This is a genomic window from Pseudomonas sp. LA5 (assembly GCF_028640825.1).
GTDB lineage: Bacteria > Pseudomonadota > Gammaproteobacteria > Pseudomonadales > Pseudomonadaceae > Chryseomonas > Chryseomonas aestiva.
In genome coordinates this window covers 254,168-280,276 of the sequence record NZ_JAQYZY010000018.1, presented here as the reverse complement: position 1 = coordinate 280,276, position 26,109 = coordinate 254,168, and the positions used below count along the sequence as shown (strand labels likewise).

Sequence of the window (26,109 nt, the reverse complement as noted above, 5' to 3'; positions counted from 1 at the left end):
CCTTAGCGGCTTTCGACAGCCTCACGCCCAGGCGCGCCCATGAGCGCCCCGCCGGCGTTCGTATCCTGATCGACCGCTCGCTCGATCTGCAGACTTTCCAGGCCCATGCCCAGTACGCGACCGTCGGCGCTCAGCCCCGCTTCACGCGGTGAGATGGCATCGGGCAACTCGATCGTCAGCGCGGTGGTCGCCTGCCCCTCGGCCACCGGCCAGGACAGCGACACCTCGCCATTCTGTTGCGCCTGCACTTCCCTGATCGTCTGGCCGTCGGCCTTGAAGATCAGCCGCTGGGTCGGTACCTGCGGGGTCAGGAAAACCCGGTAACGCAGCGTCGCCCGGGTAGTGGCGCCCTGGTTGTGCACCAGCAGGGTCGCCACCCGCCCATCATTCCAGATGCCGAACTCTTCGGGCGTCGACCAGCCGCTGATCAGCAGGTAACCGGCCTTGGACGCGGCCGCCGGCGCAAGCCGTTCGCAGCCCTGGCAGCCCGGTAGACCAGGCGCCAGGACGTTCAGGCCGTCGATCTTGAACAGCTGGTCATTGGGCTTGAGCCGGACGAAGTCGAGGATGTCGCTCTTCAGGACGTACACCGTGTCGTCGTCATAGCGTGCGGACGACAAGGCTTGCAGCGTCTTGAGGTTGAGGCTGTCCTGCTTGCTCTCGCTCGGGCGAGCCAGCACCGCGGAATCGGTCATCAGTCCCTGCCGACTCGCGACAAAGGCCAGGGCCAGGCGGTCAGCCGCATCGTTGGTGAAGGGTACATAGCGCAGCGTGGCGTAATGACCGAGTTCGTTGCTCCAGAAATCGCTGCGCAGCGCCGCGGTGACATCCGGCGAATTGAAGAAGTAGAAATTCTCGCGCTTGAAGCCCTTGCTGATGTCGCCGGCCTGAGCGACCAGGGCGACCGCCAGAACCGCCAGGGCGACCGGCCTGGTGCGGTATCTGACCGTCAGATAGACCAGGCCGATCACGGCGAGATAGGTAAGCGGCCAATAGAAACGCGACGAGCCGCGGAAGGTGGACAAGGCATCCAGCAGTTTGCCGGGCAGCGGCACTATCAGATGATGATCGAACAACTGGATGTTGTTGGTCGTGGCAATCAGGAAAAAGGTTATCGCTGCGATCAGCACACTGAGCGAAGTGGCCGTGACGGTAAAACGTCCGAAGCTGCGATAAAGGCTCTTGAGATTGAACAGAACCAACAAGAGGACGCCTATCCCCCAGTAATTGACGGTTTCGAAGTTGCCCAGCCCGAGATAGACATGATCGAACACATAGGACCAGCCATCCGAAATCAGCGGTGACAGCAGATTCGAGTTGTAGGCGCCATAGCCGCCAGCGACGGATACATCATCGACGGTGAAATACCCGGTGGTGTACATCAGTACATAGGCGCCAAGCGCCGCCGCCAGGGCTTCCAGCAATGCGGGTCCACGGCCGGTTGCCCTGGTCACGACGCGGGAGAATAGATTCGCCCCCCAGAGGATCATCACGATCATCGCCAGGTAGAAGTGCGTGAGGCAGGCAACCGCGATGAGCAGGCACCACTTCACGGCCAGATGACGCCGGTCGCGCAGCAGACAGAGATAGATGGCGAACAGGATCAGGAAATGACCCATCAGGTTGATATGGCCGATCCGATGGATCCAGGCCGGATTCAGCAGCACCAGGGCCGCTGCCAGGGACCTGATCAGATAGCTGTCGGAATAGAGCCCGACGACCTTCCAGGTGGCGACCGCACTGAGGATGCAGCAGGCCAGCAACCAGAGGCCGAAATACTGGAAACCCGCCGGCAGTAGCGGTGACAGCAGCTTGAACACCAGGGCCAGCAGCGGATTGGAATCGGAAAAGACGATAGAGCTGCTGATTTCCAGGCCGTAGTAGGGATTCAGCCCCACGACGGGAAAGGTCCAGGGCGCCTTGCGGAAGAAGTCCCAGCCCAGGTAAGCCTGCAGGATATCGCCATGGCTCAACCACTCGACATGGGTCGGGTTGAGCATGTTCACGTCGAAGACGACAGCAAAGAAGATCACGCCGATCAGTATCGGAATGCCATAACTCGCTGCCCGTAGGTGCTTGTTCACTGGTCCATTGCCCTTATTGCTCCACGTTGCGCCCCGAGACTTTGCCGGACCAGGCTTTCGGCCTTGTCCCGTGGGCATTCGCAGAATGCCGGTCTGATGGGTAGCCGTGCATGATCCCTGAATACGAGACAGGGAGATACCGAGGCAATCACACGGGCAGCGCCTGCAAGACGCTATTGGCGACTAGCTATCTGTTAAGCGGAAAAGAGGCAGGCCGCGCTTTTCGAGCGACCAGCGTCCTGTTGTAGCGAGGGAAGTTGCAGAGGGCTCGCCAGGCACCGGAAAGACCCGGTACCTGGCGCGTGGCTATTTGAGCAGCAGGAACATGCCGCCAATGATCGCCAACAGACCCAGGCTCTTGGTCAGGGTGATCGGCTCGGCAAAGAACAGATAGCCGACCATGTAGACCAGGATGAAGGTGCAGGCGGCCATGAAGGGCGCCACCACCGACAGCTCATTGACCGCATAGATGCGTACGGTCAGGACGAAGCTGAGTCCATAGAGCCCCACCGCCAGGATCAGCATGGGGTTGAACACCTGCTGGATCAGCGACGCCGGAACACCACCGCGACCTGCCAGCTTGATGGAGAACTGCGCGCCGACGTTCAGCAGCACCGCCAGCGCGATCAGATAGGCCGCCTTCATGGCTCGCGGCGCCGTTGCGGCTTCTGGATGTAGATCGGTCGGGCCTTGATCTCGTGATAGATCTTGCTGACGTAGTGACCCATGATGCCCAGGCTGGTCATGATCGAACCGCCCATCAGCACCAGCAGCACATTGACGGTGGTGAAGCCACCTTCGGCGGTACCGGTGAATTTCTGCCACAGGGTGACCAGCAGGAGCAGGAAGCCGATGCCCAGAGTCAGGCAACCCAGCCAGGTGACGATCAGCAGGGGGGCGGTGGAGAAGGCGGTGACGTTGTTGATGGCGTAGCGCAGCAGGCTGAGCTTGTTCCAGCGGCTGCCTTCACCCGCGCGCGGGGCGACCTCGAAACCGATGGCGGTGCCTTCCATGCCCAGCCAGTTGATCAGGCCGCGGAAGAAGCGATAGCGCTCGGGCAGCTTCAGATAGAGGTCGATGACTTCGCGATCGATCAGCTTGAAGTCCGAATGGCCTTCGATGTCGAAGCCGGACAGCTTGCGATAGAGCCGATAGAAACTGCGCGCCAGCCAGGCATCCAGAGAAGAGGCGTCGTTGCGCTTGTGCTTGACCGCCTCGACGGCCAGGGCGCCATTGCGCCAGGCTTCCACCATCTGCGGGATCAGTTGGGGGGGATGCTGCAGGTCGGCGTCCAGCACCACGGCAGCCGCGCCGCGGGCATTGTCCAGGCCGGCGTAGATCGCCGCTTCCTTGCCGAAGTTGCGGGTGAAGGCCACCAGGCGGACGCGTGGGTCCATGGCGGCCAGCTCTTCGACCTGAGCGGCGCTGTCGTCCTTGGAGCCGTCATCCACCACGACGAGCTCGAGTTCGTGACCACAGGGTTCGGCGGCGGCCAGGATCTGCCGGAGATTGGCGATGAGCTGACGACCTTCGTTGTAGGCGGGCACTACCAGACTGATGAGCACAGAATTTCCTATATGAGCGAGGCCTGGTGATAGCCGTGAACACCGCTATCACCTGAGCGAGACATGGGCTGTCTCGGCCGATCCGGCCGGTGATTATCCAGAAAAGGCGGCCTCAGGAAAACCGCTTACCCAAGGCGGCGCCGAGCGGGTCAAAGGCCTGTGACCTGACAGACAGTGCCGATGGACTCCTGGCGACACCACTGCGCATAGTGCCCTTGCATCGCCCGCTCGATACGTTCGCGGGGATAGTCCGGACTGTTCGCGCCAAAGACGAACAGTTCGCCCGGCGTGCGCGGCTGGTCCAGTACCTGGGTGCGCTCCGCGCAATGGCCCACGATGCGAGCCAGGAACCCGGTGTTGAGCGGCTTGCCATGCAGCGCCGTGAAGTACTGCAGGAACAGCGCATCCACGGCCGAACCACCGCAACCGTAGTTGGGCAACAGATAGACCCTTTCCGCCTGACTGACCCGACGATCCCACTCGATCCGGTCGTAGCTGAAGTAGGGGCTACGCCCGGCGGCCTCGGCCAGATAGGCACGGTGATGACGCATGTCGACATACTGCACGGCGATCAGCACCAGCAGGGCCAGGCGATAGACCGGATTGACCCGCGTCAGGAAATAGCCGATCGCCACCATCAGCAGAATGTAGCCTACCGGCCAGAAGAACCGGCCGGAACCGCGGAAGATCTTGGTCAGGGGCTCGATGAAGCCTGGCAACGGATACTCGAGCACCACCAGGTTGCTCAGATAGATCCGGTTGGACAGGGCATAGATCGTCAGGCCCACGCAGAGCGCCACCAGCACCCAGTGGTGGCGGCAGCGCGCCAACAGCCAGCGTGGCGAACGCAGCACCATGAACAGCAGCATGCCCAGCAGGGCGACGCCCAGGTAGTTGTGGCCATCGATCTGCATGCCCGTGGCGTCGAGCACCAGGCCTTTCGACGGCAGGAACAGACTCGGCGCCAGCTGGGTACCCAGCAGCGGCGACAGCAGATTCATCGAGGATTCGATGTAGCCGGTTTCCGACGGCGGCAGGCCACTGGCGACATCGAAATATCCCAGGACGTAGAACTCGAGCGCCAGCAGCGGCAAGGGCGCGAGCAGCGCCGCCACGACCCGGAGCCAGGACAGTTCGCCGCGCACACCCACGGCCAGCCAGACCGCCGCATAGAAGGCGAAGACCATGGCCAGCAGATAGGGATGGATGCTACCCGCCAACAGCAGCAGGCCCAGGCTGCCGACGAACAGGCAACGAGGTGCCAGGGTCCGCTGGTCCCAGCGCAGATAGAGACCCAGCATGAAGATGAGCAGGAACTGGGCATGCAGCGCGGCGTGGGGAATACGGATCAGCAGCGACGGCATCATCAGGGCGAACAGGCAGCCCGCCAGCAGGGCCACGGGCGTATAACCGCGATAGACGGCGGCCACATAGGCGCCCGCCACGCCTTGCAGCACATAGCACCCCAGGATCCAGACACCCAGGTAATGGGCATCCGCGGGCAACAGGCCACTGATCAGCTTGAAGGGGATGGCCGCCAGGGGAATGATGTCGGCATAGGCCGCCGAGGCCCCCTCCGGCGAATTGAGCAGCGCCGTGTGCAGCAGCGGAAAACGCCACTGATCGTGGACGAAGGCCCAGATCCCGGTGAGGTGCTGGGTCGGGTCCGTGCGCGTATCGAAGAAGAACCCCGAATGACCGGTGAGGAAATCCAGCGGAAAGAGGCGCGCCACATAGAGCACCCCCAGCAACAGGGCCAACCCGTAGTAGAGGGTACGGCCCAGGGGCCGGTCGAGAACGGCCAGGCGGCCGGTAACAGCAGTCATGAAAGCTCCTGAGCCTTTGAACGATCGCGAACGGCTTGTTGAGCCAGGGCGCGGAACAGCCCGTCGATACGGGTGGAAATGGCTGGCCAGGCGTGACTGCGCAGCCATTCACCCTGCCGCGCCGGCCGCTGGGCGGCCAGATGCTCGCGCAGTCCCGCGGCGATGGCCTGGGCATCGGTGCCGGGCAGCCGGTAGACCGCCTCGTCGACGTCCTCGAAGATGTCCAGCGGCGTGCAGAGCACCGGCTTGCCGGCCAGCAGGCCCCAGCGCACCGCGGCGCTGGAAGACTCCTGGGTGTGCTGGTAGGGAAAGACCACCACCTCGGCCAGGCTCAGCCAGGCCAGGGATTCGCGATCGTCCAGGAAGCGGTCGATCAACCGGGCACGGCCTTCCAGGCCCAACGCCGTGATCCGCTGGCGGCACTCCTCGGCCAGGGCCGCGCTTTCCGGTACCGGGTACTGGGCGTTGACCAGCAGCAGGTAGAGGTCGTCGTCCTCGGCGGCGACCTCGGCGAAGGCCTCGATCAACTGCAGGATGCCCTTGGGCGGCAGCAAGAAGCCGTAACTGGCCACGATGCGCCGTCCGGCCAGGGCCTGGGCCTCGTCCGGCAGCGCCAGCGCCTGGGGCGGCGGCATCACCCCGTGGGGGAACAGCATCAGGTTGTCGGCCAGGCCGAAGTCCTTGAGGCGATTGAGGTCGTGGCTGCTGTGCACCAGCAGGCGACTGCTCTGGCGCAGCGCCAGGCGCAGTTGCCGCAGGCTGCGGTGATCGCCCGGCCGGTCGAGATCGGCGGTGGAATGGAAGGTGACCAGGGTGCGGATACCGCGCCGATGCACCTCGTGCAGGAAGCGGGCGAAGGGCACCAGGCCGAAGAAACCGAAGTTGAACTGGATCAGCAGGATGTCCACCGGCTGACGATCGAGGGCCTGCAGCAGATCATCGAGCGAATCCTGGCCGCCCTGATCCCAGACCCGCTGGATCTCCTGGCCTTCCGGATTGATCAGGGCGACGTGGCGGTTGGCGAACACCTGGGTGGCCGCCAGGGGGCCGGCGATCAGTTGCTGGCTGTAGCCGGCGATACCGCAGGCGCTGTTCCAGGTGGTGACGGTGCCGACCCGGGGCTGCGGCTTGCAGGGCGGCAACGCCCGGACCCGGGCGATGGCGGCCTGGGTGCGGCGGGCGACCTGTTCCCAGGTGTAGTCCCGGCGAATCAGGCGGTCGGCCCGCAGCAGGCGCGAGCGCACCAGGGCCTGCCAGCGGCCTTCGCGGCGCGCGGCGGCGAAGTCGGCCAACAGCCGCGCCAAGTGATCGGTATCCGGCTCGGCCCACAGCGAGCCGCTCAGCTGCATGTGGGTCTGGGCGCGGGTAAAGCGGTAATCGATGAGCCAGCTGGTCTCGGGCGTACAGAAATCCGTCTGGCCGCCATAGCCGGTGGTGACCACGGCGCACTCGTGCAGCATGGCTTCGGCCAGGGGCAGGCCGAAGCCCTCGCCGCGACTGGGCGCCACCAGCACATCGGCCCAGACGTAGAGGGCGCGTATCGCCGCCTCGGGCAGATCGAGATTGAACAGCTCGACCGCCGGCGCCGCCGGATGCCGCGCGCGCCAGGCCGCCAGTTCGGCGGCGATATCGTGATGGGGGTTGGGAAAGGTCTTGATGACCAGCACCACGTCATCCGCCGCCGTGAAGGCACGGGCATAGGCGTCGAGCAGGACGTCGACGCCCTTGCGCGGAAAGCAGGACGAGATGTGCAGCAATTTCAGCGTCGTGGTACTGCCGGGCAGCGCCCGACCAAGCAGCGCCGGCTCCGCCGGGGTGCGCAGGATATGATCGGCGCCCAGGCCGACGGTCACCACGGGCACGTCGACGCCATTGTCCTCCAGCACCCGGGTCACATAGGACGACATGCTGGTGACCAGCTGCAGATAGCGATTGAAGCCGGCCACGGCCTCTACCGGCAGCAGGGATTCCTCCCAGCCATAGCAGGACAGCACCCGGACCTCGCCCGCCATGTCGCTCACCCGTGGCGGATAGAGCAGGCGCAACACGGCGGCTGCCGGCTGATCGGCACGGGCATGGGCCGCGGCGCTGGCAGGGTCGGCGGCGAGAAACTCGGGGGACACGGGAATGGGCCCCGGACCTTCGGTCGCTCGCAGCGCCACGCTGGCGCCGATGGCGGCGAAGCCCCGGGCCAGTTCGCGGTTGACCACCGCCAGGCTGTAGCTGCTGTCGAACGGACCTTCCAGGCGCACCTCGACGCGCGCTTGCCGGGGCTGCGGCAGCCGGATTCCGTCCGCCAGCAACTCATCCGCCAGCCAGGCGTAGAAGCCTTCCGCCGTCCAGCGACGGGCCTGATCTTCAGCCCGGCGCTGCACCCCGTAGCGCAACGCCGGATTGTCCATCAGGCGTTGCAGGACATCCGCCGTGTGCGCGGGCGCGGTGGCCGCCAGCGGCCAATAGCCGTCGCCGAGGATTTCGCGCCCTGCCCCGCTCTGGGCATTGCCCACCAGCGGAATGCCCAGCGCCAGCAGGCGCAGCAGCCAGGCCGGATCGGGCCTGGGCTCCAGACTGAATGCCAGGTCCACCGCAGGCAGCGGCTCCTCAGCGCGCAGTACGGTCAGTTCGACCCGCTCCATGGCGGCCATGCTGGCCAGAAAGTCAGCGCGCGGCGCCGGCTGCTCGTCGCCATAGACGCATAGCCGCCAGGGGGCACCGGGCCGCCGTGCCAGCTGCAGCAAGCCGCTGACCGCTTCCGCGTGCTGCAGCTCCAGCGCGTGCACGAGCACGGTGAAGGGACGGGGACGATCCAGATCCAGGGGCGCCGGAACCGGCGGCACCTGCCACTGCAGTTGCTCGACCCGGCGGACCGGCACGGTAACGTCACGGGCATAGAGGGCTTCCAGTACGCCCGGCTCGCCACTCAGGACGCCACGGATGGCGGGCTGTCGGGCAATCACCTCGGCGAGGCCAACGGCCTCCACCTGGGTACCCGGCAAGACCAGGATCCGCCCTTGGCACCGCGCCAGGCGACGCGCCTGGGTGGACGTCAGCTGGCCGTGCACCAGCAGCAGTTCGTCCGCGCCGGTGCCGGCATAGTCATCGAGCGGACGCAGGTCGGCAGGCCCCTCCGCCGGTGGGTCGTCGGCATAGATGTCCGCCGCCAGACCGGCCCGGCGAGCGACGTCACGCAGGCCGAGCAGATAGGTCCAGCCATAGGGTCCGGTCAGGGGCCCCAGGACCCACTGGTGGAAGGTGGCGAGGGGCTGGGTCATGCCGTTTCGGCTCTGAAGGCCGACACGGCATAGTGTTGCCAGGTCAGGGGCTCCGCCTGCTGGCCCTCCAGCAACAACTCGGCTTCCAACGGCCGCTGAATGGCCACCTGGGCGAAGCCCTTGTGCTGGCAGAGAAACTCCAGCAGCGGCGCCGGCAGCGGCCGCTGCCGGGCGGGATCGAGCCAGAAGGCGCAGGCGCTGGACGCCTCGGCGGGATCGAGCGCCTGCAACAGCAGCAGGCCGCCCGGGACCAGGACCCGGAGCGCTTCGTCGAGCAGGGTGGAGAGCTGTGCCATGTCCAGTCGATCCGCCAGCTCGAAGGCGCACAGCGCCCCAATGCTGGCCGCCGGCTGTTCGCTCAGCCAGCGCAAGGCCTCACCCTGAACGACCGGCAGACCCTGGGCCACGGCCTGGGCGACCACTTCGGCATCGGTTTCCACACCGAGGCCGTTGACGCCCTGCGGCAGGCTCGCCAGCCACTGACCGGCGCCACAATCGAGCTGGACCAGGGGCAGGCCCTGGCGCACCGGCAGGCATTCCTGGACCAGCGGCAGATAGAAGCCGAGCAGGCCGCGCAGGGCCTGTTCGTCCAGGGCGAAATGCTCACGCAGGGTGCGTTCCAGGGCCAGCGGTACGCCGAGCGCGGCGCTTTGCGGCGCCAGCGGCAGGGCCGGTGCGGCTTCGAGCAGATTCAGGCGCATCCGCAGCTCCTGCTCGCCACGATCCAACTGCTTCTGGGCCTGGGCCAGCTGCGCCTCGACTTGGGCCAATTGGTGCTCCAGCTCGCCCAGGCGCGGCTCGGGCGCCTGATCCTGCAGCACCTGCCAGCGCTGCTGATGCCACTCCAGCAGGTTGCTCTGCTGCTGCAGCAGGATCGCCTGCAAGGCCAGCTGGTTCTGCCAGCGGTAGTAGCGGGCATTGTCGCGCTGCTGCCGCCCCGGCAGGCCGGCCACCTCCAGCATTAGGCTCAGCAGTCGCCCGATCACCGGCACCCGGCGCAGCTTGCGCTTGAGCAGCGCACGGCGCAGTCCCGGCGCGGCGGCGCCATGGCGCTGCCCTTCCGGGCTGAGATGGATGGCCGCCAGCAGATCGAAACGATCCTCGCCGCTGCGCAGCCGGGTCAGGTAGTGGGACAGCCGCTCCGGCTCGATGGGATGCCCGGTCAGGTAGTGATAGGCCGCGCGCACCAGGGCCTCGTCGTCCAGCTCCTGCAGGGCCTCCCAGGTGGGCTCGGCCGGCGCCGCGGCCGGCTGCAGCGCCTGGGTGCGCTGGCGAATGTCGGCGATCAGGTTGGCGAGGTGATCGTCGAGACGGGAAAGATCCAGGTCGGGGCCAGGGGTAGACATCGCGGGGGCGCTCGGTCGGACAGGAGGGAGACGATGGCCAGGCCATCGCGAGGAGACGGCAAGGATACCCGCTCGGGCGCCCTGGATGAACGTCTCCGCCCGTTCCCACCGCCGACACCTCGTCGGCGCCCTGGCAATCGGGGGTCAAGAAAAGCGGGGCCTGGCCGAATCAGCGAGGAGAGACGAAACGATTGAGCCCTGGCACAGGATTTGAAACTGGGCCGGTAAGCGTCAAGAAAGCGCCAAATCTTGGCTGAGGACAGTCGCCAGAATTTTGTAGTTGGCAGGCCGGGCAGGAGCCCGGCGGCAGCACCTATCCCGGTACCCTCATGACCCTTCGCAAAACCCTGGCCGCCCTGGGCGGCATCCTGACCCTTGGCGCCCTGCTGGGCACCGCCGCCCCCGCGCGTGCCGTGGAGCTGGTCGGCCTCAACCTTTCCGGCGCCGGCTTCGCCAGCCAGGTGCTGCCGGGCCTGAACGAGCGCAACTACATCTTTCCGGTGGAAGCCTACTTCCAGCAGTGGAGCGCGCGCGGCGTCAAGCTGGTCCGCTTCCCGATCATCTGGGAACGCCTGCAACCCAGCCTGGGCGGCGCCTTCGATCCGACCTATGCCGGCCTGATCGATCGCACCTTCCTCTATGCGCAGAACCACGGCATCAAGATCATCCTGGATCTGCACAACTACATGAGATACCGCGGCACGGTGATCGGCACCGGCAGCGTCGGCTACAACCACTACCAGGATGTGCTGACCCGCATCGCCCAGCGCTGGAGCAGCCAGGCGTCGCTGTATGGCTACGACATCATGAACGAGCCCCACGACGCCACCGCCCAGTGGCCCGTGGCCGCCCAGTACGGCATCAACGGCGTGCGCAGCGTGGACAACGTGCGGCCGATCTTCATCGAGGGCAACGGCTGGGCCGAGGCCACCCGCTGGCCGCAGTGGAACGACTCGCTGCTCGCCCTGCGCGATCCGGCCAACAACCTGATCTTCGAAGCCCACACCTATTTCGACGGTGACGGCGGTGGCGGCAACTATTCCAACACCAGCGCCGCCGCCTATGCGGACGACTATGGCGTGCAGCGGGTTCGGCCCTTCGTGGAATGGTTGAAAAAGAACGGCAAGCGCGGCTTCATCGGCGAATTCGGCATACCGGACAGCGATCCGCGCTGGAACGTGATCATGGACAACATGCTCGCCTACCTGAAGCAGAACTGCATCCCGGCCACCTACTGGGCGGCCGGCCCGGGCTGGGCCAACTACAACATGTCGGTGGAGCCGGTGAACGGCCAGACCCGTCCGCAGTGGCCGACCCTGGCCAAGTACCTGGATGGCAGCAGCTGCAGCACTTTTGGTCCTGGCGCCCAGGCGCCCAAGAGCGCCAGCCAGGCCGATCTCAATGGCATCCAGCAGCTGTACCTGGCGTACATGGGCCGCGCCTCGGATCTGGCCGGCCTGCAGTACTGGGCCAACCGCGTCGCCTCCGGCGAGATGAACGTGGGCCAGATCGCCGCCAGCTTCACCGAAAGCCCCGAATACCGCGGTCAGTACCAAGGCCTGAGCAATGCGGCACTGGTCAGCAAGGTCTACACCAACGTCATCGGCCGCAGCGCTGAGGCAGCCGGCCTCAACTACTGGGTCGGCGAGCTGAGCAACGGCAACGTCAAGCCGCAGACCCTGGTGCTGGCCATGGTGCGCGGCCTGGGCGACAGCGACAGGAGCAACTTCGACGCCCGCACCTCGGCGGCCTTCAGCAATATGAAGTGATGGAGTAAAGCGGGTCGGATTCGACTCGCCTTACTCGGCTCCTACGCGCGCGACAGGGATGCCGACCCACCCGGCAGGCACAGACGCAAGTGGAAGCAAAGCAGCGCCTCAGAGCGGCTGAACCTTTGCTCGGGGTAGGCCTCTACCCTCCTCCCCCGGCACCTGCCGATTCAAGGAGGATCCCGCATGCAAGACGCCATCGACCGTCTGGTCACCGCCCTCGAACCCCATAGCTGCCAGGTCACCCAGCGCCCTGCCGATCGCAGCCTGCTGCTTACCGTCAAGGACAGCCAAGGCGGTAGCTCCATGACCAAGGTCATCCCCCTGACCGAACTGAATTGCCCGGACCGCCTGGCCACCGTAATCAAAGACGTACGCCGCGACCTGGCCAATTGCGGCGGCACCCTGGACGCCGCCTGCACCTCGGACCTGCAACGCCGCGGCGCGCGGATTCGGCGGTACGGGGACTAATCCCTTTGATCCAGGTTCTTCCTGCCAATGCGCATTGGAAGAACCTGCTGATCGGCCCGACTGATCCTTGAGTGAACCCGGATTTTCCGCATCAAGGATTCTCGGCCAACCAAGGCGTTTCAATCTTCCCTCAAGAAACGAGGCGCCAGGCCGATTCGAAAGCATCCCACCACAAGGATGTTTTCATGACCACGCACATTATTGTCGACGACGCCGTAACTCCCCAGCTACTGACCTCTGCCATCGAGGCCTATGAGTTTGATCGCGAGCGCAGTAGTCGCAAGAAAGACGCACCTGGCCAGATCGAAACCTTCGGCTTGCTCTGGGGCTATTGCGTGCCCGCCTTCGATGAACGTCCAGCGCGGGTTGTCTGCACCACAGCGACCGTAGAGGTCTCCGCTGATCGACGCCAAGGCTCGGTAGCGCCGAACATCGAATCCATTATCGCCAAGCGCGACATCTTCCGTCGTTACTGGCCACAGCTAGATCTGGTGGGCTCCTTCCATTCGCATCCCTATGCCAATCTCGAAGAGGTACGAGGGATAAAAGGGTGGCAAGCCAGTCCCGAGGACCAGGAATACTGGCCGTCTTTCCACGAAGAATTGATGCCAGAACTACCGCTGATGGCGCATCTCATCATCACCATTTGCGCTCGCCAACGCGCAACCGCCTTCGAGGGCCCTCAACGCCTAAGTGGTCGGGAAGAGACCAGTGGCTATCACCTGGCCTCGGCGAAGCGCCATTTCTGGCTGAAAGGCTACGTTTCCTTCCCGGGTGACGAGAGCCAAATCAATGTCAGCGACGATGTGGCGCTGGATGTAACGTCCTTCGGTTCGGGTTTCAAGAACTTCGTATAAGCCCAACTATCACCGCTCGTACAAGCTGTATGAGCGGTGTGCGTCCTATACATGCTGGTATTCGATCCCCTGGGCGATCTGCCCCGAGACCAGCTCCCGGTTCTCTGCCGACTCCGACAGGCTGGCCAGCAAGCCTGCCGCGTCCAGCGCGCCGCTTTGCAGTTGCGAGGTCCAGTAATCCAGCCCGGCCTGTTCGGCGGTGCGGCCCAGCACATGGCCGTAGAGGCTGGCGACCAGTGCCTGGGGTGCAGGTGAACTGCCATTGAGTGCCTGGAATTCGCTGCTGGCGACGAAACCGGCGGCCACCTGGTACAGGCTGGCGCCGATATCCATCTTGTCGATCCAATAGCCCAGGCCGGGTTTATCCGGCGTGCGGTCGAAAGCTGCTGGTAGAGGCGATAGGCCTGCCCGGCTACGCCGTCGGTATCCAGGGCCAGGCTGCGGTCGGTGAAATGCACGCGCTCGACGTTCTGCAAGAAGACCGCGCCATAATTGCCACCATCCTTGTTGTACAGCACATAGGTCTGCCCGGGCTTGATGGATACAGCCTTGTAGGCGGCATTGATCGTCAGCTCGTCATGCCCTGTCAGACCATTTACGAGCGGCGAATAGGGACCGGTATAGCCATGCCAGTCGTAGCTGATGACATCGTTGAAGTAGCTTCCGTAGGTTGTCGACTGGTTAGCCGTCAAGGCCACGGAGTCGGCAGCCGGATTGCCCGGCAGGCCATAAAGATATTGCAGCGACAGGATATCGAAGGCACCGAAATGTTCGGTGTCGCCACCGTTGTAAGCCATGATGGTATTTGCTGCTGTAGCCAACTCGATAGGTAGATAAGGACCCTTGTCGTATTGGCTGTATTCACCCGGATGTTTGAGTCCAAGCGTATGGCCTGTCTCATGGATCAACAGTTGGCGCCCATAGCCGCTGCCAAGGTTAGCGGTTTCCGGCACCAGCCAATTGAACCAGACGACGCTACCGCCATCCCGGGTATAGGACTCAGCCTTATGATCCGGCGACTTCGGTACCCCAGGGCGTCCGGAATAGAGCCCGTATTGCAGCAAGCCGCCCTGCTCCACTTCCTGAAAGGTTACGCCGATCTGGCTGGATATCTCCGCCAAGGCAGATCGCACGGCAGCCTGCTGCCCGGCATCGAGCATGCGGAAATCATCTACCGCATAGTCACTTGGCCCCTGACGTAGAAAGCTGTAGCTGATGACCGCACCCGTGCCGGGCTGATGGTTGGACGCCAGGCTGAAGCGCCCCGGCTCCAGCAGCGCATCGATTCGAATATCTCCGGTAGCCATCGCCTTTCCTCCCTGAAGCAGCCGCCCCCATGGCAGCCACCGCTAGCCTGCCTGTATAGCAAGCCGGGAGAGAGAAAACGATACGGAGTTCACATTTTTACAGACAAAAGAAAAGGCCGCGCCGCGTCCGGGTTGGCCTCGAGGAGATGCAAGGAAGGTCGAGGGCTCATGGGCGCCTCGTTATCGGCGATAGGAAACCGAAAATTGACCAAGCGTTCAATCCGGGCACGACGTGCGTGCAAAGGTTTGCTATCCATTTAACGAATTTATTAAGAATTGGAGGCTAAGAGATTAAATTGCAATGACAGCCGACGAAAAGCGGTGCGCTGTCAAGTGTCAGGATGGCGCAGCTGAATGGCTGCAGCCCGCGCCCAGCACGAGCTTTAGTAAATTTCAGATTGGGTCGCTTGCGAATTAGCAGAGCCTGCTAAACGAGATTTTCAACTAGAAGGGGTACAGAGCGCACTGTTCGTGGATGGACAACTGTTTGACCTATTGCAGTAAGCAGCACTTCAGAGTGCTTCATTTTCAGCGGATTTTGTCGAATCTACCCCGCGTGGCTACCGCTAGCTTCTTCTTCAAAAGCTACTAAACCCAGCGGACTTCGGCTTCGAAGCTTTAACCCTAAAAAATAAGAAAAAAAATGGGGAGCCTAGGCTCCCCATTCTTCAAAACACCAAGCTTAGACCAGGTTGGTACCAGCGGTCAGTGCACCGGTGTAGCCAGTCAGTTCGATCAGGCCGTCGCCGCTGCCAAAGGTGGCATCAGCGCTGACAGCAACGTAAGTGTTGCCACCGAACTGGAAGGAGGTGGTAGTGGAGCTAGCAGCGTTAGCGTGAGCGGCAGCAACAGCAACCGAAGCAGCTTCGGCCAGCGAAGCAGCGCCAGTGGCATTGGCAGCCTGGGTCAGGTTCAGGGCAGCGTAAGTGTTGGCCAGCGTGGTGCTGCCGACGGTCACGTCCAGAACGTCATTGGAGCTAAAGTCAGTAACTTTAACCAGGTTGGCATTGATCAGAGTGTTTGCAGCGGTGATACCGGTAGCAGTGCTCAGGTCGATGGAACCAACGTTGGTCAGGGTAGAGCCAATAGCCAGGGTATCGTTGCCAGCGCCCAGGGTAATGCTTGCAGTGTGGGCAGCAGTCGAGGTGCTGACGTTAGCATTGACAGTCACTAGGTCGTTGCCTTCGCCAGCGTTGACAACCAGGTTGGCTGCGCTGGAGGAGGTGACGTTAGCAGTGATGTTGTCGTTGCCAGCACCACCGTTGATGGTCAGAGCAGCATTGATAGCGGTAGCAGTGATGGTGTCGTTGCCAGCACCAGCATTCACGGTTTGAGCAACAGCACCAGTAGCGGAAGTGCTAGCAGTGATGGTGTCAGCGCCGCTGCCCAGGGTGATGGTAGCCAGGTTGGCGCTAGCGGTGTTACCGCTTACCAGCAGGCTAGCGGAAGAGCCCGAAGCGTCGATCGAGGTCAGTTCGGTCAGGCCAGTAACGTTCACACCAACGAACTTGGTAGCGTCAGTGGTGCCATTGGAGGTGAGACCCAGGTTCAGGGTGTTGAACTGAGTAGTGGCAGCGGCGGCAGTGAACGCCAGGTCAACTTGACCAGCGGGGACAGCAGCAGGAGTACCACCCGCACCGGCAGCGACAGCAGCGGTGGACGCGGCCACTGTGCCAGTAACAGCCAGGCTAGTCGCTTGAGTGCCAAGCAGAGTAATGGTGGCGTCAGCGTCTACAGCATTCAAGCCGATAGTCGCAGCAGTCTTGCTACCGAAGTCAACGGTGGGAGTACCGCTGATCGCGGTTTGGCCATTGAGCAGGCCACCGTTGGCAGCAGTAGCGCCGGCAGCAGCAAACACAGGGCTGGTAACAGCGTTCTGAGCAGTGGTAGCAGCACCCAGGTAAGTAGAAGTAGCAGTGGCAATCTGGGCAGCAGTCGAAGTACCGGTGATACCGGAAGCAGCCGAACCAAGATAGTTGGCCAGCGAGGAATAGCTGGCACCATTGATAACTACTGCGGTAGCAGGAGTATCAAAAGCAGTGTTCAGGGAAGCGACAGTGGCAGTCGAGGAGGCACTGGAGGTCAGAGCAGAGGCGTACTGAACTTTGCTTTCCAGCAGCAGGCGGTCGGTACCGGAAGCGCCGTTCACCAGAGCCAGAGCCATGCGATCAACAGTGATGTCGCCGCTGTTCACCCAGTAGTTCAGTTCGTCAGCGGCAGCGCTGCGACCAAACAGGTTTTGATACAGCTGGCTAACAGTTTGCGAACGGGTCAGACCACCATAGGTGCTGGTGTACTCGGTCTGCTGAGCGAAGGCAGCGCTGACCTGATCAACAGTGGCGCCGGTCTGGGAAGTCCAGTAGGTCAGACCAGCGGGCTCGGCCGGACGACCGAAGTAGGCTACGTACAGGCTCTGAACTTGATTAGCGGTAACAGCCATTTCCTTGCATCTCCTAAGATTTTGTCGAATTCGACTTCAGGCCTTCCGTCACTGGATGGTGCCCGTCGGCACCGGCCTGTCGCCTCACCCCAACTGCTGGGGCGAAGCCCCCATGATGGGTTTCGTTTCGATATCGGCTTTGTAAAGAGGTTCACATCCAGGATGTGCGTTCGTCGTACAAAGCAGCGGTATCGGCGGCAATCCTACACAGACCTTTGTGACGGGAACAAGCGTTTCTTCAGAGCCTTTCACGCTTTACTCAGATGGATTGATCGTACCGAGACCTATCGGGTCGACATCACCCTGAGTGCGCTGATATAGAGACTAAAGTTCTCAACCTGCCGGCATAGCCGTGGGAATCGTCGTTTAACGGTCACAAACCGCTGTAAAAAGCCATAAATCTGACGCAGACCCTTTTTTCGCTGGCTTTTGCGCCTGGACCATTCGCTCCACTTTTACGACCGCCTGCGATCGAAGCCCCGCCTCTCCCCTAACCAATGGTCGCGTCTGCGGGCGGACGAACGGTCGCACTTCAGTTAGCCATAAGTGGGTGAAAAGCGCTTAAAAGCCGTCAAAAGCTGGCCAGATGCCGCTATTCATCGAATGCTGATTGAGATAGTGCAACGCCTGAGACTGTGCAGAAGGACCCTGTTCTGATCATTATTTGATCAGTCCCGACAGTGAAAGCTGCTGACCTTTGGTACTACCGGCCTCACTCATCCCTGCTCGTCTTCTCTTCTTCCATCTATAGCGGTCTAGCCGCGGCCGCTAGAGCGCCTTTGAGGCCGCCAGTCATCACTCTTGCCACCTGGCGCGTACAAGCACTCGACCTGCAGCTGACGATTATTACCGCTGACGGAAAGAGCGAAGCGGTTCATACCCTTTTTAGACAGCTTCAATCCCATACGGCACTTTGCCACCTGCATTTTTTTCATTTAGCGCAACAATCATGAATCGTATGTCTATTTAGCCGTGATAGGTTTCACAGTCCCTGGGTGTTCTGCCCATTTCCTAGAGGGATGAAACAATGGCCGCTTCGGATTACGTCAATCAGATACAACAGATCTACCTCGCCTACCTGGGTCGCCCGGCGGACCCGGCAGGTCTGGCCTACTGGGCCGATCAGGTCGATAGCCAAGGGGGCGATCTGTCGTTGGTGCTTTCCGGTTTTTCCGCGTCGGAAGAGTCTGCAGCCCTGTACGGCGAGATGAGCACCAACCAGACCATCAGCTCTATTTACGCCAACCTGTTCAAGCGCGAAGCAGACGATGCTGGCGCGGCCTACTGGCAGGCGCAGATCGAAAGTGGCGCCGTCGATCAGGCCCAGGCGGCCCTGGCCATTCTGCTGGGCGCCCAGGACAATGACATCACGGCGGCCAGCAACAAGCTCACCGCTGCCAATGCTTTCACCGCCAGCGTTGCAGCCAGTGGCGCGACCGGTTATAGCGAGGCGGCGGCCCTGGCTGTGGGTCGCGACTTCCTTAATAGCATCGATGCGAGCGACGCTTCCCTGGCCAATCTCGATACGGCAGTAGCCGCTGCGGTCGCCCAGGCCACGGGTACCGATACCACTCCGACACCGGAGCTGACGCCTGAACCCGAGCCGACTCCGGTATTCGCCGCCACCCTGGACCAGGACGGCGTCGTGAGCTTTACCAATCAGGGCGATGCGGTGACTGTCGCCAAACAGGATGGCAACTTCGTCTTCTCCAGCGATGGCCCCTATGCCGGCTCGGTAACGGTCACTGGCACCGTCGCCAGCATCACCGTACCGAGCGGTACTGTCCTGAACATTGGCAGTGCCGATGCCGCCGCTATCCAGTTTCCGGGGGACGGCACCGTCGCCCTTACGGACAACGGCCCGCTAACGGCTGCGGCCCTGACCGAGCTGAATGCAGCTACCGCGGGTGTGCTCGATGCCTCCAAGGTCACTGCCATCACCGAAGCGAGCCTCGACCAGGCCAAGGCACTGCTGAGCGCAGACGCTACCTCCTTTATTCATGCCGATGGCGTGGCCGTCGACCTGACCGATACCACGGCCAATGCTGCCGATCTGGTGACCGTCGATGGCGCGACGACCGGCAAGATCAGTGCCGACGCCCTGACGGCGATCACCGGTGAACTGACCGCTGTGCAAGGCGTACTGGGCGCCATCACCACCGGAACGGAGCTGTCGGCTACCAGCCTGAACAGCGTGACCCTGACCAATGCGCTCACCGCTGGCGCCCTGGATAACGTGGTGCTGGCCAACGACACCACCCTGACCTTGGCGAACGTGGCCGATAACGCCCTGACGCTTACGGATAAGACGGTAGCCGCAGGCAAGACGCTGACCATCGATGCATCTGCCGTCACCAGTGCGGTCACTATCGATGGTAGCGCGGAAGCCGATGGCACCCTGGTCCTTAAGGGTGGTTCTGGCGCTGACACCCTGAGCGGTGGCAAGGGTGCGGACATCCTGACTGGGGGCGCAGGTATCGATAATTTCGTCTTCGGCGCGAACAACGCCTCGACCCTCGGTGCCCTGGATACCATCACCGACTACAGAACGGCGAATACGGCCGACACCATCACCCTACAAGGCGCTACGGTCGTGGCATCCGACCAGGCGACCGTTCAGGACCTGTCGACCGCAGGCAGCCTGGCGGATGCGCTGAACACTGCCGCCACTGGAGCAACAACCGACAACGGCCTGAGCGTCTTCCTCTTCGGGGGCGACACCTATGCCTATGTGGAAACCACCGGCGCCAGTACCACCTATGTAGAGAACGATACGCTGATCAAGCTGGCGGGTACGCCCTTCGCCGAGGGCACCAGCATCGCCGGCCTGGGTATCGCGAACGTCTGATAGCTCGGTAATAAAGAAGCCCCTGCTCCAGTGATGGAGCAGGGGCTTTTTCCATGGGCAGGGTCACGAGGGAATCACGCCGTCGCCAAGCGACTGAGGGCGTAGAGACTTGACCGTGAATCCCGGCCAACCCTGCGGTAGGCAGGCCACCACCTCTTCTTTAGAGATCCTGAGGTGGTGGCAACCCTCACACGCCGAATCAGGCAGCGATGATGAGGTGCTGGCTATCCAAAGCCCCGGTAAAGCCGGTCAGCTCGATCAGGCCGTCGCCAGTCGCTACGCCAGTCGCGGCAGAATGATCGACGAAGAGGTAGGTGTTGCCGTTGAACTGGAACAGAGTGCTATGAGCCTCGGCACCTGAAACGTTGCTAGCCGCCAATTGCAGGGCCTCCGCCAGACTGGCCGCATTGCCGACGGCATCCTGCTGGGTAGCGTTCTGGCGTACCAGACTGCCGGTTGTGGGGTCAGCGAAGACTACCGAGGCATCAAGCTTGTCGGCTGCCGAGAAGTCGGTGACCTTGATCAGACCTCGACCGATAGCCGTATTGGCGCTGGCCACCTGATCGGCATCACCGGTCGCGAAATTGCCCAGGAGATTGCTCAGACCAATCAGCTTAAGCAAGTCATTACCTGCCCCCAGCGTCATGGAGAGGCCATAGTCTGCCGATGGATCACGACCTGCCGCACCTTTGAGTATCAGGGTGTCGTCGCCCGCACCGGCATCGACGGTCAGGGCATTCTTGCCGGACGCCAGCAGCAGCTGGTCATTGCCGCTGCCACTGAGCAGGGTTTTGAGGGAGCCCGGCAGATCCTGGTAGAGCCCGCTGATCTTGAGGTTGGCAGAGGATGCAGAGGCATCGAGCCGACTCAGGGCCGTCATGTCGAAAATCTGGACCTCGGTATCCCCCCCACTGACCTTCAGAGTGAGGCTGGCGAGCTGATCGGTATAGAAGTAATCCTCGGAGATGGTCAGCTGTAAACCCGCCGAAGCTGCGGTTCCCGACAGGGTAAGGGAGGTCAGGGTGTTCGCATCGTCGAAGGTCAGCCCGGTGTGGCCCCGGGCTTCCTGCAAGGTGATCGTGGCATCCGTCACGCCAGCGTGGAAACGCAAGTGTGGCACCGGATTGCCATCGGCCAGCTCGGCAACACCCTGGCTGCCAATGCTGTACTGCGGATTGTCGTCATCGGCGACGAAACTGAAATTGCTGCCATCCAACGGGCCTGTATAGCCCGTCAACTCGATCAGGCCATCCCCTACCGTCACGGTGCTACTCAAGGCGTGGTCGAGAAACAGGTAGGTGCTGCCGTGGTACTGAAAAGCCGTACTACGAGCAAGGTTGGCATCGCCAGCGGCATTGTTAGCCGCCAGTTGCAGCGCTTCAGCCAGGGTCGCAGCCGTCTCGATCTGTTGTTGCTGGGCGTCGCTCTGAGCCACGAACTGACCACCAGCGGAGAGTCCGCGGTAGTTTGCACCAAGCTCCAGGCGATCCTCGGAGGTGAAATCGGTCACCTTAACCAGCCCCTGCTGGAGGGCAGCGTTGGCGGCAGCGAGGCTATCTGCCGTACCGAGGTACATCTGCCCCAGATTGCTCAGGGTAAAGAGGCTGAAAGTGTCCTTGCCGTCGCCCAGCGTTACCGAAGTCGTATGCTGGGTGGGCTTGGTGGCGAAATAGACGTCGCTCACCTGAACCGTGTCGTTACCCGCTCCAGCCTCTACGACCAGATCCCTGCCACCATGCCTGACGGTCAGGAGGTCATCACCACTGCCCGTGGTCAGGCGGGAGAGGCTGTACAGGTCGTCCAGATTCAGCTCCAGACTGCCGCTGGAGGAGGCTCCATTGACGGTTGTCAGGGCATGCCAACTCGACAGCAACAGTTTGGTTGGTACGGCCCGATCACCGCCACTGATGGCCACGTTCAATTCGGCCAGGGTATGCGGGTATGCCATGTCCGTCAGGAGCATGTATACGTTCGAGTTGGGGGCACTGCTGACGGTCCCCTGCAGCGTAAGGCTGGTCAGCGCATCCATCAGCTGGATTCTTGCACCACCAGCGGCATCGTTCAGCTGGATGGTAGTCGTCGTTGTGCCTTCTGGTAGACGCACGTTGGTGGTCGAATTACCCAAACCATCCTGCAAGCCCAGAGCACCGTTGAAGGCGTAGGCATAGGGATCTGCCGCAGGTACGGAAGGCGCCGGGGTAGCCGGCGCAGGTTCCACCGCTGCTACCTGGTTGGCTGCCAGCTGGTAGAACTGACCAAGGGAACCGACTTCGCGGGCGTACTGTTCGAGTGTATAGGTCGTCCCTTCAACGGTGATCGTGAGCTTCGCATCGGTGAAGGCTTCCTTTACCGATGCAATGTCACTGGCGTCGCTCTGCGCTGCCGTGATCGCCGCGGCGAATTCGGTCTTGCCATCGAGCAATTCACGGTCGGTGGACTGGGCGCCGTTGACCAGGGCCAGGGCCATGCGGTCCACGCTGATGTCGTCGCTGGCGATCCAGTAGTCCAGCTCGTTGCCCTCGGCCTTGCGACCGAAGAGGTTCTGGTAGAGCTGGGCGACCACTTCTTCGCGGGGAAGATCGCCATAGACGGCCTGGTATTCGGGTTGTTCGGCAAAGGAGGCGCTGAGGCCCTCGACGGTCAGGTCCGCCTGGGTGCTCCAATAATCGAGGCCGGCTTGCTCGGCCGGGCGGCCGAAATAGGCGATATAGAGATTCTGAATCTGCGATGCGGTAATGGCCATGTCCCTGGTCTCCGGTAGAGGTCGTCAACGACCTCAGGCTGTCCCTAGCTGAAGGTTTGGTTGCTGATGCGAGGCTGTGACCGGCGTGGAAGCGGCCAGGCTTGCTCGGCGATCCGGAGGGAGGATACAAAACAAGTCACGCGGATCACAGAAAAAAGTGAACCAATTCACACTTTTTAGCGGATTCGAGGCTATCCCTTCGCTACCGATTGCCGGGAAAGGGTCGCGTCAGAGCGAGCACGAAAGCGGCATTTTCCGGGCTTCCGGGGCCCGGAAGCCTACAAGCCTCAAGGCCGCTGGGCGATCACCGCGTAGTCCTGCGGGCCGTAGAACCAGCGGTCGACGTGGCGGGCCACTTCGCTGTCTTCGTGCAGGCGATGCTCGGGTTCCACGGCGTTGACCTTGTGGATTTCCACCTGGGCGTAGCCCTTGAACTGCACCAGGAATTCGGTGAAGGCCGGCGGCAACGGGTGGATATGGGTGGGGTCGGTCCAGAAGTAGTTGGCCGAGGTGACGATGTTTTCCGGGTTGGGCGTTTCGAAGAGGATCAGCCCGCCCGGCGCCAGGGCGTGAAGGCAGACATCAAGCAGCTGGTTGAGGCGCTCGAAGCCCAGGTGTTCGATGACGTGGAAGGCGGAGACGGCGCCGATGCTGCCGGCCGGTTGGGCGGCCAGCCAGGCGATGGCATCGGTGTGCTCGGCGGGCAGGCCGCGGGCGCGGCACAGCTCGACGTTGGTGGCATTGAGGTCGATGCCCAGGCGCTCTACCTCAGATGGCAACAGTGCCAGCCACTCGCCCCGGCCACAGCCGATGTCCACCAGCGGCAGTCCGCGAGCCAGAGCCGGGTTGGCGGCGATGGTGGGCAGATAGTAGGACAGCCGGGCGTTGATGGTCTCAGCGCTGCCGCGGAAGCGATCCTCGAAGGCCAGATAGAAGCTGTCGGGCACGGTGCCGCTGGGCAGGTTGCTGGCCGGTGCCTCGGCGGCATCCATCTCGGGTGTCTGGACGGCAGTCGCCAGCGCCGGCTGGGACGCCGCCGCGCGCGGCGCGCTTTCCAGGGCGGTCAGGCGGGCGCGGAGTTCCTGGTTCAGGTTCTCGGCCAGGCGCAGGCGTTCGCGCAATTCGGCCAGGGCCGGATCGGGCGTGGCCTGGCGGGCACCGAGGACCTGCTGTTCAGCGCTGAGTACCCGGTAATGCTGCTCGTGGCGCTGGATATGGGCTTCCAGGCGTTCATGCAGGGCCAGGTGGCGCGCGGCGTCGCGCTGCTGGCGCTGGGCGTTCGGGCAGCGGCGCAACAGGCTGCCGAGCAGCGGCAACTGGCGGCAGCGCCGGCGCAGGCGCGCGCCGCGCAGTCCTGCCACTGGGGCGCCGTGGGCACGGCCTTCGGCGGAATCACGCAGGCCGGCCAGCAATTCGAGCTTGTCTTCACCCGCGCGCAGGCGCTGCAGATGATGCGCCAGCCCCTCGGGATCGATCTCGCGACCCAGCAGGTAGGGGTAGGCCGCGCGCAGCAGCGCCTCGCCCTCCAGGGTCAGCAGGGCGTACCAGGGGGCGAGTTCGGGACGGGAAGCGGACATGGCAGGGCCTAGGCGGGCTGGGAAACGGGGGTCACGTCATGCAACCCGGCGGAGAGATCGCAGAGGCCACCGAAGACCGAACCCAGGATGCCGGCCACTTCGAAGCGGATGCAGTTGTCCCGCCAGTGATAGCAGTGGCGGGTATGGTCAGGGCCTTCGTGCAGGGCCAGGGTCAGGGTGTACTTGCCCGGGGCGAGGCGCATGGGGAATTCGTAGCGCAGCACCCGCGTTTCGCCGGCGGCCAGCACCAGGGGTACGCCGAGCAGGAAGCTGTTGGTGCCATAGATGTCCTGACCGAAGCGGTCACGGATCATCATGCCCAGGGTGGCGTCGGGCAGGTGCTCGCGGGCGCTGACGCGGACGTCCAGATGGGCGACGTCACCGCAGGCCAGGGTATCGCTGCCGGAACTCACGCCGCGCAGCACGGCGGATTCGATACGGGCTTCGCCGGTGCCGTAGCCGCTCTCCTCGGCTTCCACTTCCAGCTCTTCGCGGTCGGCGCCGAGCAGCTGGTTGTAGCGATTGACCGCCGCCTCGGGGGTGTCGTCGGCGACCACACAGCCTTCGCTCAGGACGATGCAGCGATCGCAAAGCATCTTCATGGCGTTGAGGTCGTGGGAGATGAAGATGATGGAGCCGCCGGAGGCGCGGAAGGCCTTGATGCGCCTCATGCACTTCTGCTGGAAATGGCCATCGCCCACCGACAGGGCTTCATCGACCAGGAAGATGTCCGGATCGGCATGGATGGCGATGGAAAAGGCCAGGCGCATGACCATGCCGGAGGAATAGGTGCGGATGGGCTCGTCGATGAAGCGACCCAGCTCGGAGAACTCGATGATGGCGGCGCGCTTGGCTTCGATCTCTTCACGGTTCATGCCCAGCAGCAGGCCGTTGCCGAGGATGTTCTGCACCCCGGTGAGGTTGCCGTCGAAGCCGGTGCCCAGTTCGAGCAGGCCGGTGACGCGCCCCTTGATGTCGATCTCGCCGCCGTCGGGCAGCAGCACGCCGTTGAGGATCTTGAGCAGGGTGGACTTGCCGGCGCCGTTGCGGCCGAGGATGCCCAGGGTCTCGCCGCTGCGGACCTCGAAGCTGATGTCTTCCAGCGCCACATGGCGGGTGTGGTAGCTGCGGCGGAAGAGGATTTCCTTCAGGCGCAGCGCCGGGCGGCTATAGAGCTTGAATTCCTTGCGTACATGGGAAACGCGGAGCATGACGAAGGCCTGCTAGATGAAGTCGCGGATGTCGCGTTCGAGCTTGCGACCCAGAACGATGCCCAGGCCCAGCAGCACGGCGCCCGCCAGGATTAGGACGCCGATCGCCAGCAGATCCGGCCGGCTCGCCTGGATCAGGGCGGCGCGGTAGGCCTCGACGATGTAATAGAAGGGGTTGGCGGCGAACCAGGGGTGCCAGCGCTCGGGCATGATGGTGATGACATAGACCACCGGGGTCAGCCAGAACCACAGCTGCATGACCACACCGACGATCTGGCCGATGTCGCGCAGAAAGACGCTGAGGATGGCGAAGATCAGCCCGAGGGCATAGGCCAGCAGTTGCTGGCAGAGAAAGACCACCGGCCACCAGAGCACGGTAGACGGGAAATGGAAGCCGATGATCGCCAGGAAGGCGACGAAGAAGCCCATGGAGATGGCATAGAGCACCGTCTCGCTGAGCAGGATGTACAGCGGCAGCGACCAGAGCGACAGCCGGACCTTGCCCAGCAGGTGGGCCTTCTCGTGGAACACCTGGGTGATGCGGGTCAGGGTGTTGGAGAAGCAGTTCCAGGCGAGCAGCCCGGTGACCAGGTAGACGCTGTAGCTGTACTGGCCGAGGGACTGCATCCCCATGGCATCCAGGCGCATGCCCATGATGTTGGAGAACACCAGGGTGAAGATGAGGATGTTGACCAGCGGCAGGATGAAGGTCCAGGCCGCGCCGAGTACCGACGCGGAATGGCGATCGATCAGATCCTGCCGAGTGAAGTTGAGGATCAGCGAGTAGTTCATG

Annotated in this window: 17 protein-coding genes; 5 read left to right on the top strand and 12 right to left on the bottom strand. The window is 63.0% G+C overall.

Going from position 1 to position 26,109, the window contains the following annotated elements; genetic code table 11:
* Window positions 1–2: 2 nt before the first annotated feature.
* The 6 genes from PVZ72_RS01915 to PVZ72_RS01890 all read right to left on the bottom strand — a co-directional run bounded on the left by PVZ72_RS01915 (window position 3) and on the right by PVZ72_RS01890 (window position 10,093).
* A complete protein-coding gene (locus tag PVZ72_RS01915; protein ID WP_273861076.1) occupies window positions 3–2,084 on the bottom strand; it encodes a DUF6311 domain-containing protein in 2,082 nt (693 codons plus the stop codon).
* A gap of 306 nt (window positions 2,085–2,390) precedes the next feature.
* A complete protein-coding gene (locus tag PVZ72_RS01910) occupies window positions 2,391–2,729 on the bottom strand; it encodes a hypothetical protein (protein WP_064309143.1) in 339 nt (112 codons plus the stop codon).
* Window positions 2,726–3,649, bottom strand: a complete 924-nt coding sequence (locus tag PVZ72_RS01905) for a glycosyltransferase family 2 protein (protein ID WP_183632408.1) — start codon at window positions 3,647–3,649, stop codon at window positions 2,726–2,728. The genes PVZ72_RS01910 and PVZ72_RS01905 overlap by 4 nt, the downstream gene beginning before the upstream one ends.
* A 149-nt stretch (window positions 3,650–3,798) precedes the next feature.
* The gene (locus PVZ72_RS01900) at window positions 3,799–5,475 is read right to left on the bottom strand and encodes a DUF6311 domain-containing protein (protein WP_273861074.1); all 1,677 of its coding nucleotides are present in this window, start codon (window positions 5,473–5,475) and stop codon (window positions 3,799–3,801) included.
* Window positions 5,472–8,747, bottom strand: coding sequence for a glycosyltransferase family 4 protein (locus PVZ72_RS01895; protein ID WP_273861073.1), 3,276 nt, complete (start codon window positions 8,745–8,747; stop codon window positions 5,472–5,474). Before PVZ72_RS01895 ends, PVZ72_RS01900 begins: the two co-directional genes overlap by 4 nt.
* The gene (locus PVZ72_RS01890) at window positions 8,744–10,093 is read right to left on the bottom strand and encodes a methionine biosynthesis protein MetW (protein ID WP_273861072.1); all 1,350 of its coding nucleotides are present in this window, start codon (window positions 10,091–10,093) and stop codon (window positions 8,744–8,746) included. Before PVZ72_RS01890 ends, PVZ72_RS01895 begins: the two co-directional genes overlap by 4 nt.
* A 329-nt stretch (window positions 10,094–10,422) precedes the next feature.
* Between PVZ72_RS01890 and PVZ72_RS01885 the strand changes: the two genes are divergently transcribed.
* The 3 genes from PVZ72_RS01885 (at window position 10,423) to PVZ72_RS01875 (ending at window position 13,190) form a co-directional block, all read left to right on the top strand.
* Window positions 10,423–11,862, top strand: coding sequence for a cellulase family glycosylhydrolase (locus tag PVZ72_RS01885; protein ID WP_273861071.1), 1,440 nt, complete (start codon window positions 10,423–10,425; stop codon window positions 11,860–11,862).
* A gap of 186 nt (window positions 11,863–12,048) precedes the next feature.
* Entirely contained in the window at window positions 12,049–12,333 is a 285-nt protein-coding gene (locus tag PVZ72_RS01880; protein ID WP_273861070.1) for a DUF3509 domain-containing protein, read from the top strand.
* Between the two features lie 185 nt (window positions 12,334–12,518).
* Window positions 12,519–13,190, top strand: coding sequence for a hypothetical protein (locus tag PVZ72_RS01875; RefSeq protein ID WP_273861068.1), 672 nt, complete (start codon window positions 12,519–12,521; stop codon window positions 13,188–13,190).
* Between the two features lie 45 nt (window positions 13,191–13,235).
* On the opposite strand, the gene PVZ72_RS24135 is transcribed toward PVZ72_RS01875, so the two are convergent.
* Window positions 13,236–13,523 (bottom strand): DUF4214 domain-containing protein, encoded by a 288-nt coding sequence (locus PVZ72_RS24135; RefSeq protein WP_443218230.1) that lies wholly within the window; start codon window positions 13,521–13,523, stop codon window positions 13,236–13,238.
* A gap of 119 nt (window positions 13,524–13,642) precedes the next feature.
* Between PVZ72_RS24135 and PVZ72_RS24130 the strand changes: the two genes are divergently transcribed.
* Window positions 13,643–14,023 (top strand): hypothetical protein, encoded by a 381-nt coding sequence (locus PVZ72_RS24130; RefSeq protein ID WP_443218229.1) that lies wholly within the window; start codon window positions 13,643–13,645, stop codon window positions 14,021–14,023.
* Between the two features lie 1,156 nt (window positions 14,024–15,179).
* Here the strand turns inward: PVZ72_RS24130 and PVZ72_RS01865 are convergent.
* A complete protein-coding gene (locus tag PVZ72_RS01865; protein WP_273861066.1) occupies window positions 15,180–16,937 on the bottom strand; it encodes a DUF4214 domain-containing protein in 1,758 nt (585 codons plus the stop codon).
* A 1,027-nt stretch (window positions 16,938–17,964) separates the two neighbouring features.
* Between PVZ72_RS01865 and PVZ72_RS01860 the strand changes: the two genes are divergently transcribed.
* A complete protein-coding gene (locus PVZ72_RS01860) occupies window positions 17,965–19,785 on the top strand; it encodes a DUF4214 domain-containing protein (protein ID WP_273861065.1) in 1,821 nt (606 codons plus the stop codon).
* Window positions 19,786–19,984: 199 nt separating this feature from the next.
* Here the strand turns inward: PVZ72_RS01860 and PVZ72_RS01855 are convergent, their stop codons facing one another.
* From PVZ72_RS01855 to PVZ72_RS01840, 4 genes are all read right to left on the bottom strand, one after another.
* Entirely contained in the window at window positions 19,985–22,528 is a 2,544-nt protein-coding gene (locus PVZ72_RS01855) for a bluetail domain-containing putative surface protein (protein WP_273861064.1), read from the bottom strand.
* A 287-nt stretch (window positions 22,529–22,815) separates the two neighbouring features.
* Window positions 22,816–24,105: a class I SAM-dependent methyltransferase gene (locus tag PVZ72_RS01850; protein WP_273861063.1), complete on the bottom strand. Its 1,290-nt coding sequence runs from the start codon at window positions 24,103–24,105 to the stop codon at window positions 22,816–22,818.
* Between the two features lie 8 nt (window positions 24,106–24,113).
* A complete protein-coding gene (locus tag PVZ72_RS01845) occupies window positions 24,114–25,316 on the bottom strand; it encodes an ABC transporter ATP-binding protein (RefSeq protein ID WP_273861062.1) in 1,203 nt (400 codons plus the stop codon).
* A 12-nt stretch (window positions 25,317–25,328) separates the two neighbouring features.
* Window positions 25,329–26,108 carry an ABC transporter permease gene (locus PVZ72_RS01840; RefSeq protein WP_273861061.1) on the bottom strand — a complete coding sequence of 260 codons (780 nt, stop codon included), beginning with the start codon at window positions 26,106–26,108 and terminating at the stop codon, window positions 25,329–25,331.
* Window position 26,109: the final 1 nt, after the last annotated feature.

Bases quoted from the DNA above. Each gene is read 5' to 3' on its own strand.
- PVZ72_RS24135 (WP_443218230.1), bottom strand. From the start codon at position 13,523: ATGGATATCGGCGCCAGCCTGTACCAGGTGGCCGCCGGTTTCGTCGCC.
- PVZ72_RS01845 (WP_273861062.1), bottom strand. From the start codon at position 25,316: ATGCTCCGCGTTTCCCATGTACGCAAGGAATTCAAGCTCTATAGCCGC.
- PVZ72_RS01890 (WP_273861072.1), bottom strand. From the start codon at position 10,093: ATGTCTACCCCTGGCCCCGACCTGGATCTTTCCCGTCTCGACGATCAC.
- PVZ72_RS24130 (WP_443218229.1), top strand. From the start codon at position 13,643: ATGCACGCGCTCGACGTTCTGCAAGAAGACCGCGCCATAATTGCCACC.
- PVZ72_RS01855 (WP_273861064.1), bottom strand. From the start codon at position 22,528: ATGGCCATTACCGCATCGCAGATTCAGAATCTCTATATCGCCTATTTC.
- PVZ72_RS01880 (WP_273861070.1), top strand. From the start codon at position 12,049: ATGCAAGACGCCATCGACCGTCTGGTCACCGCCCTCGAACCCCATAGC.
- PVZ72_RS01860 (WP_273861065.1), top strand. From the start codon at position 17,965: ATGGCCGCTTCGGATTACGTCAATCAGATACAACAGATCTACCTCGCC.
- PVZ72_RS01840 (WP_273861061.1), bottom strand. From the start codon at position 26,108: ATGAACTACTCGCTGATCCTCAACTTCACTCGGCAGGATCTGATCGAT.
- PVZ72_RS01885 (WP_273861071.1), top strand. From the start codon at position 10,423: ATGACCCTTCGCAAAACCCTGGCCGCCCTGGGCGGCATCCTGACCCTT.
- PVZ72_RS01900 (WP_273861074.1), bottom strand. From the start codon at position 5,475: ATGACTGCTGTTACCGGCCGCCTGGCCGTTCTCGACCGGCCCCTGGGC.
- PVZ72_RS01875 (WP_273861068.1), top strand. From the start codon at position 12,519: ATGACCACGCACATTATTGTCGACGACGCCGTAACTCCCCAGCTACTG.
- PVZ72_RS01895 (WP_273861073.1), bottom strand. From the start codon at position 8,747: ATGACCCAGCCCCTCGCCACCTTCCACCAGTGGGTCCTGGGGCCCCTG.
- PVZ72_RS01910 (WP_064309143.1), bottom strand. From the start codon at position 2,729: ATGAAGGCGGCCTATCTGATCGCGCTGGCGGTGCTGCTGAACGTCGGC.
- PVZ72_RS01865 (WP_273861066.1), bottom strand. From the start codon at position 16,937: ATGGCTGTTACCGCTAATCAAGTTCAGAGCCTGTACGTAGCCTACTTC.
- PVZ72_RS01850 (WP_273861063.1), bottom strand. From the start codon at position 24,105: ATGTCCGCTTCCCGTCCCGAACTCGCCCCCTGGTACGCCCTGCTGACC.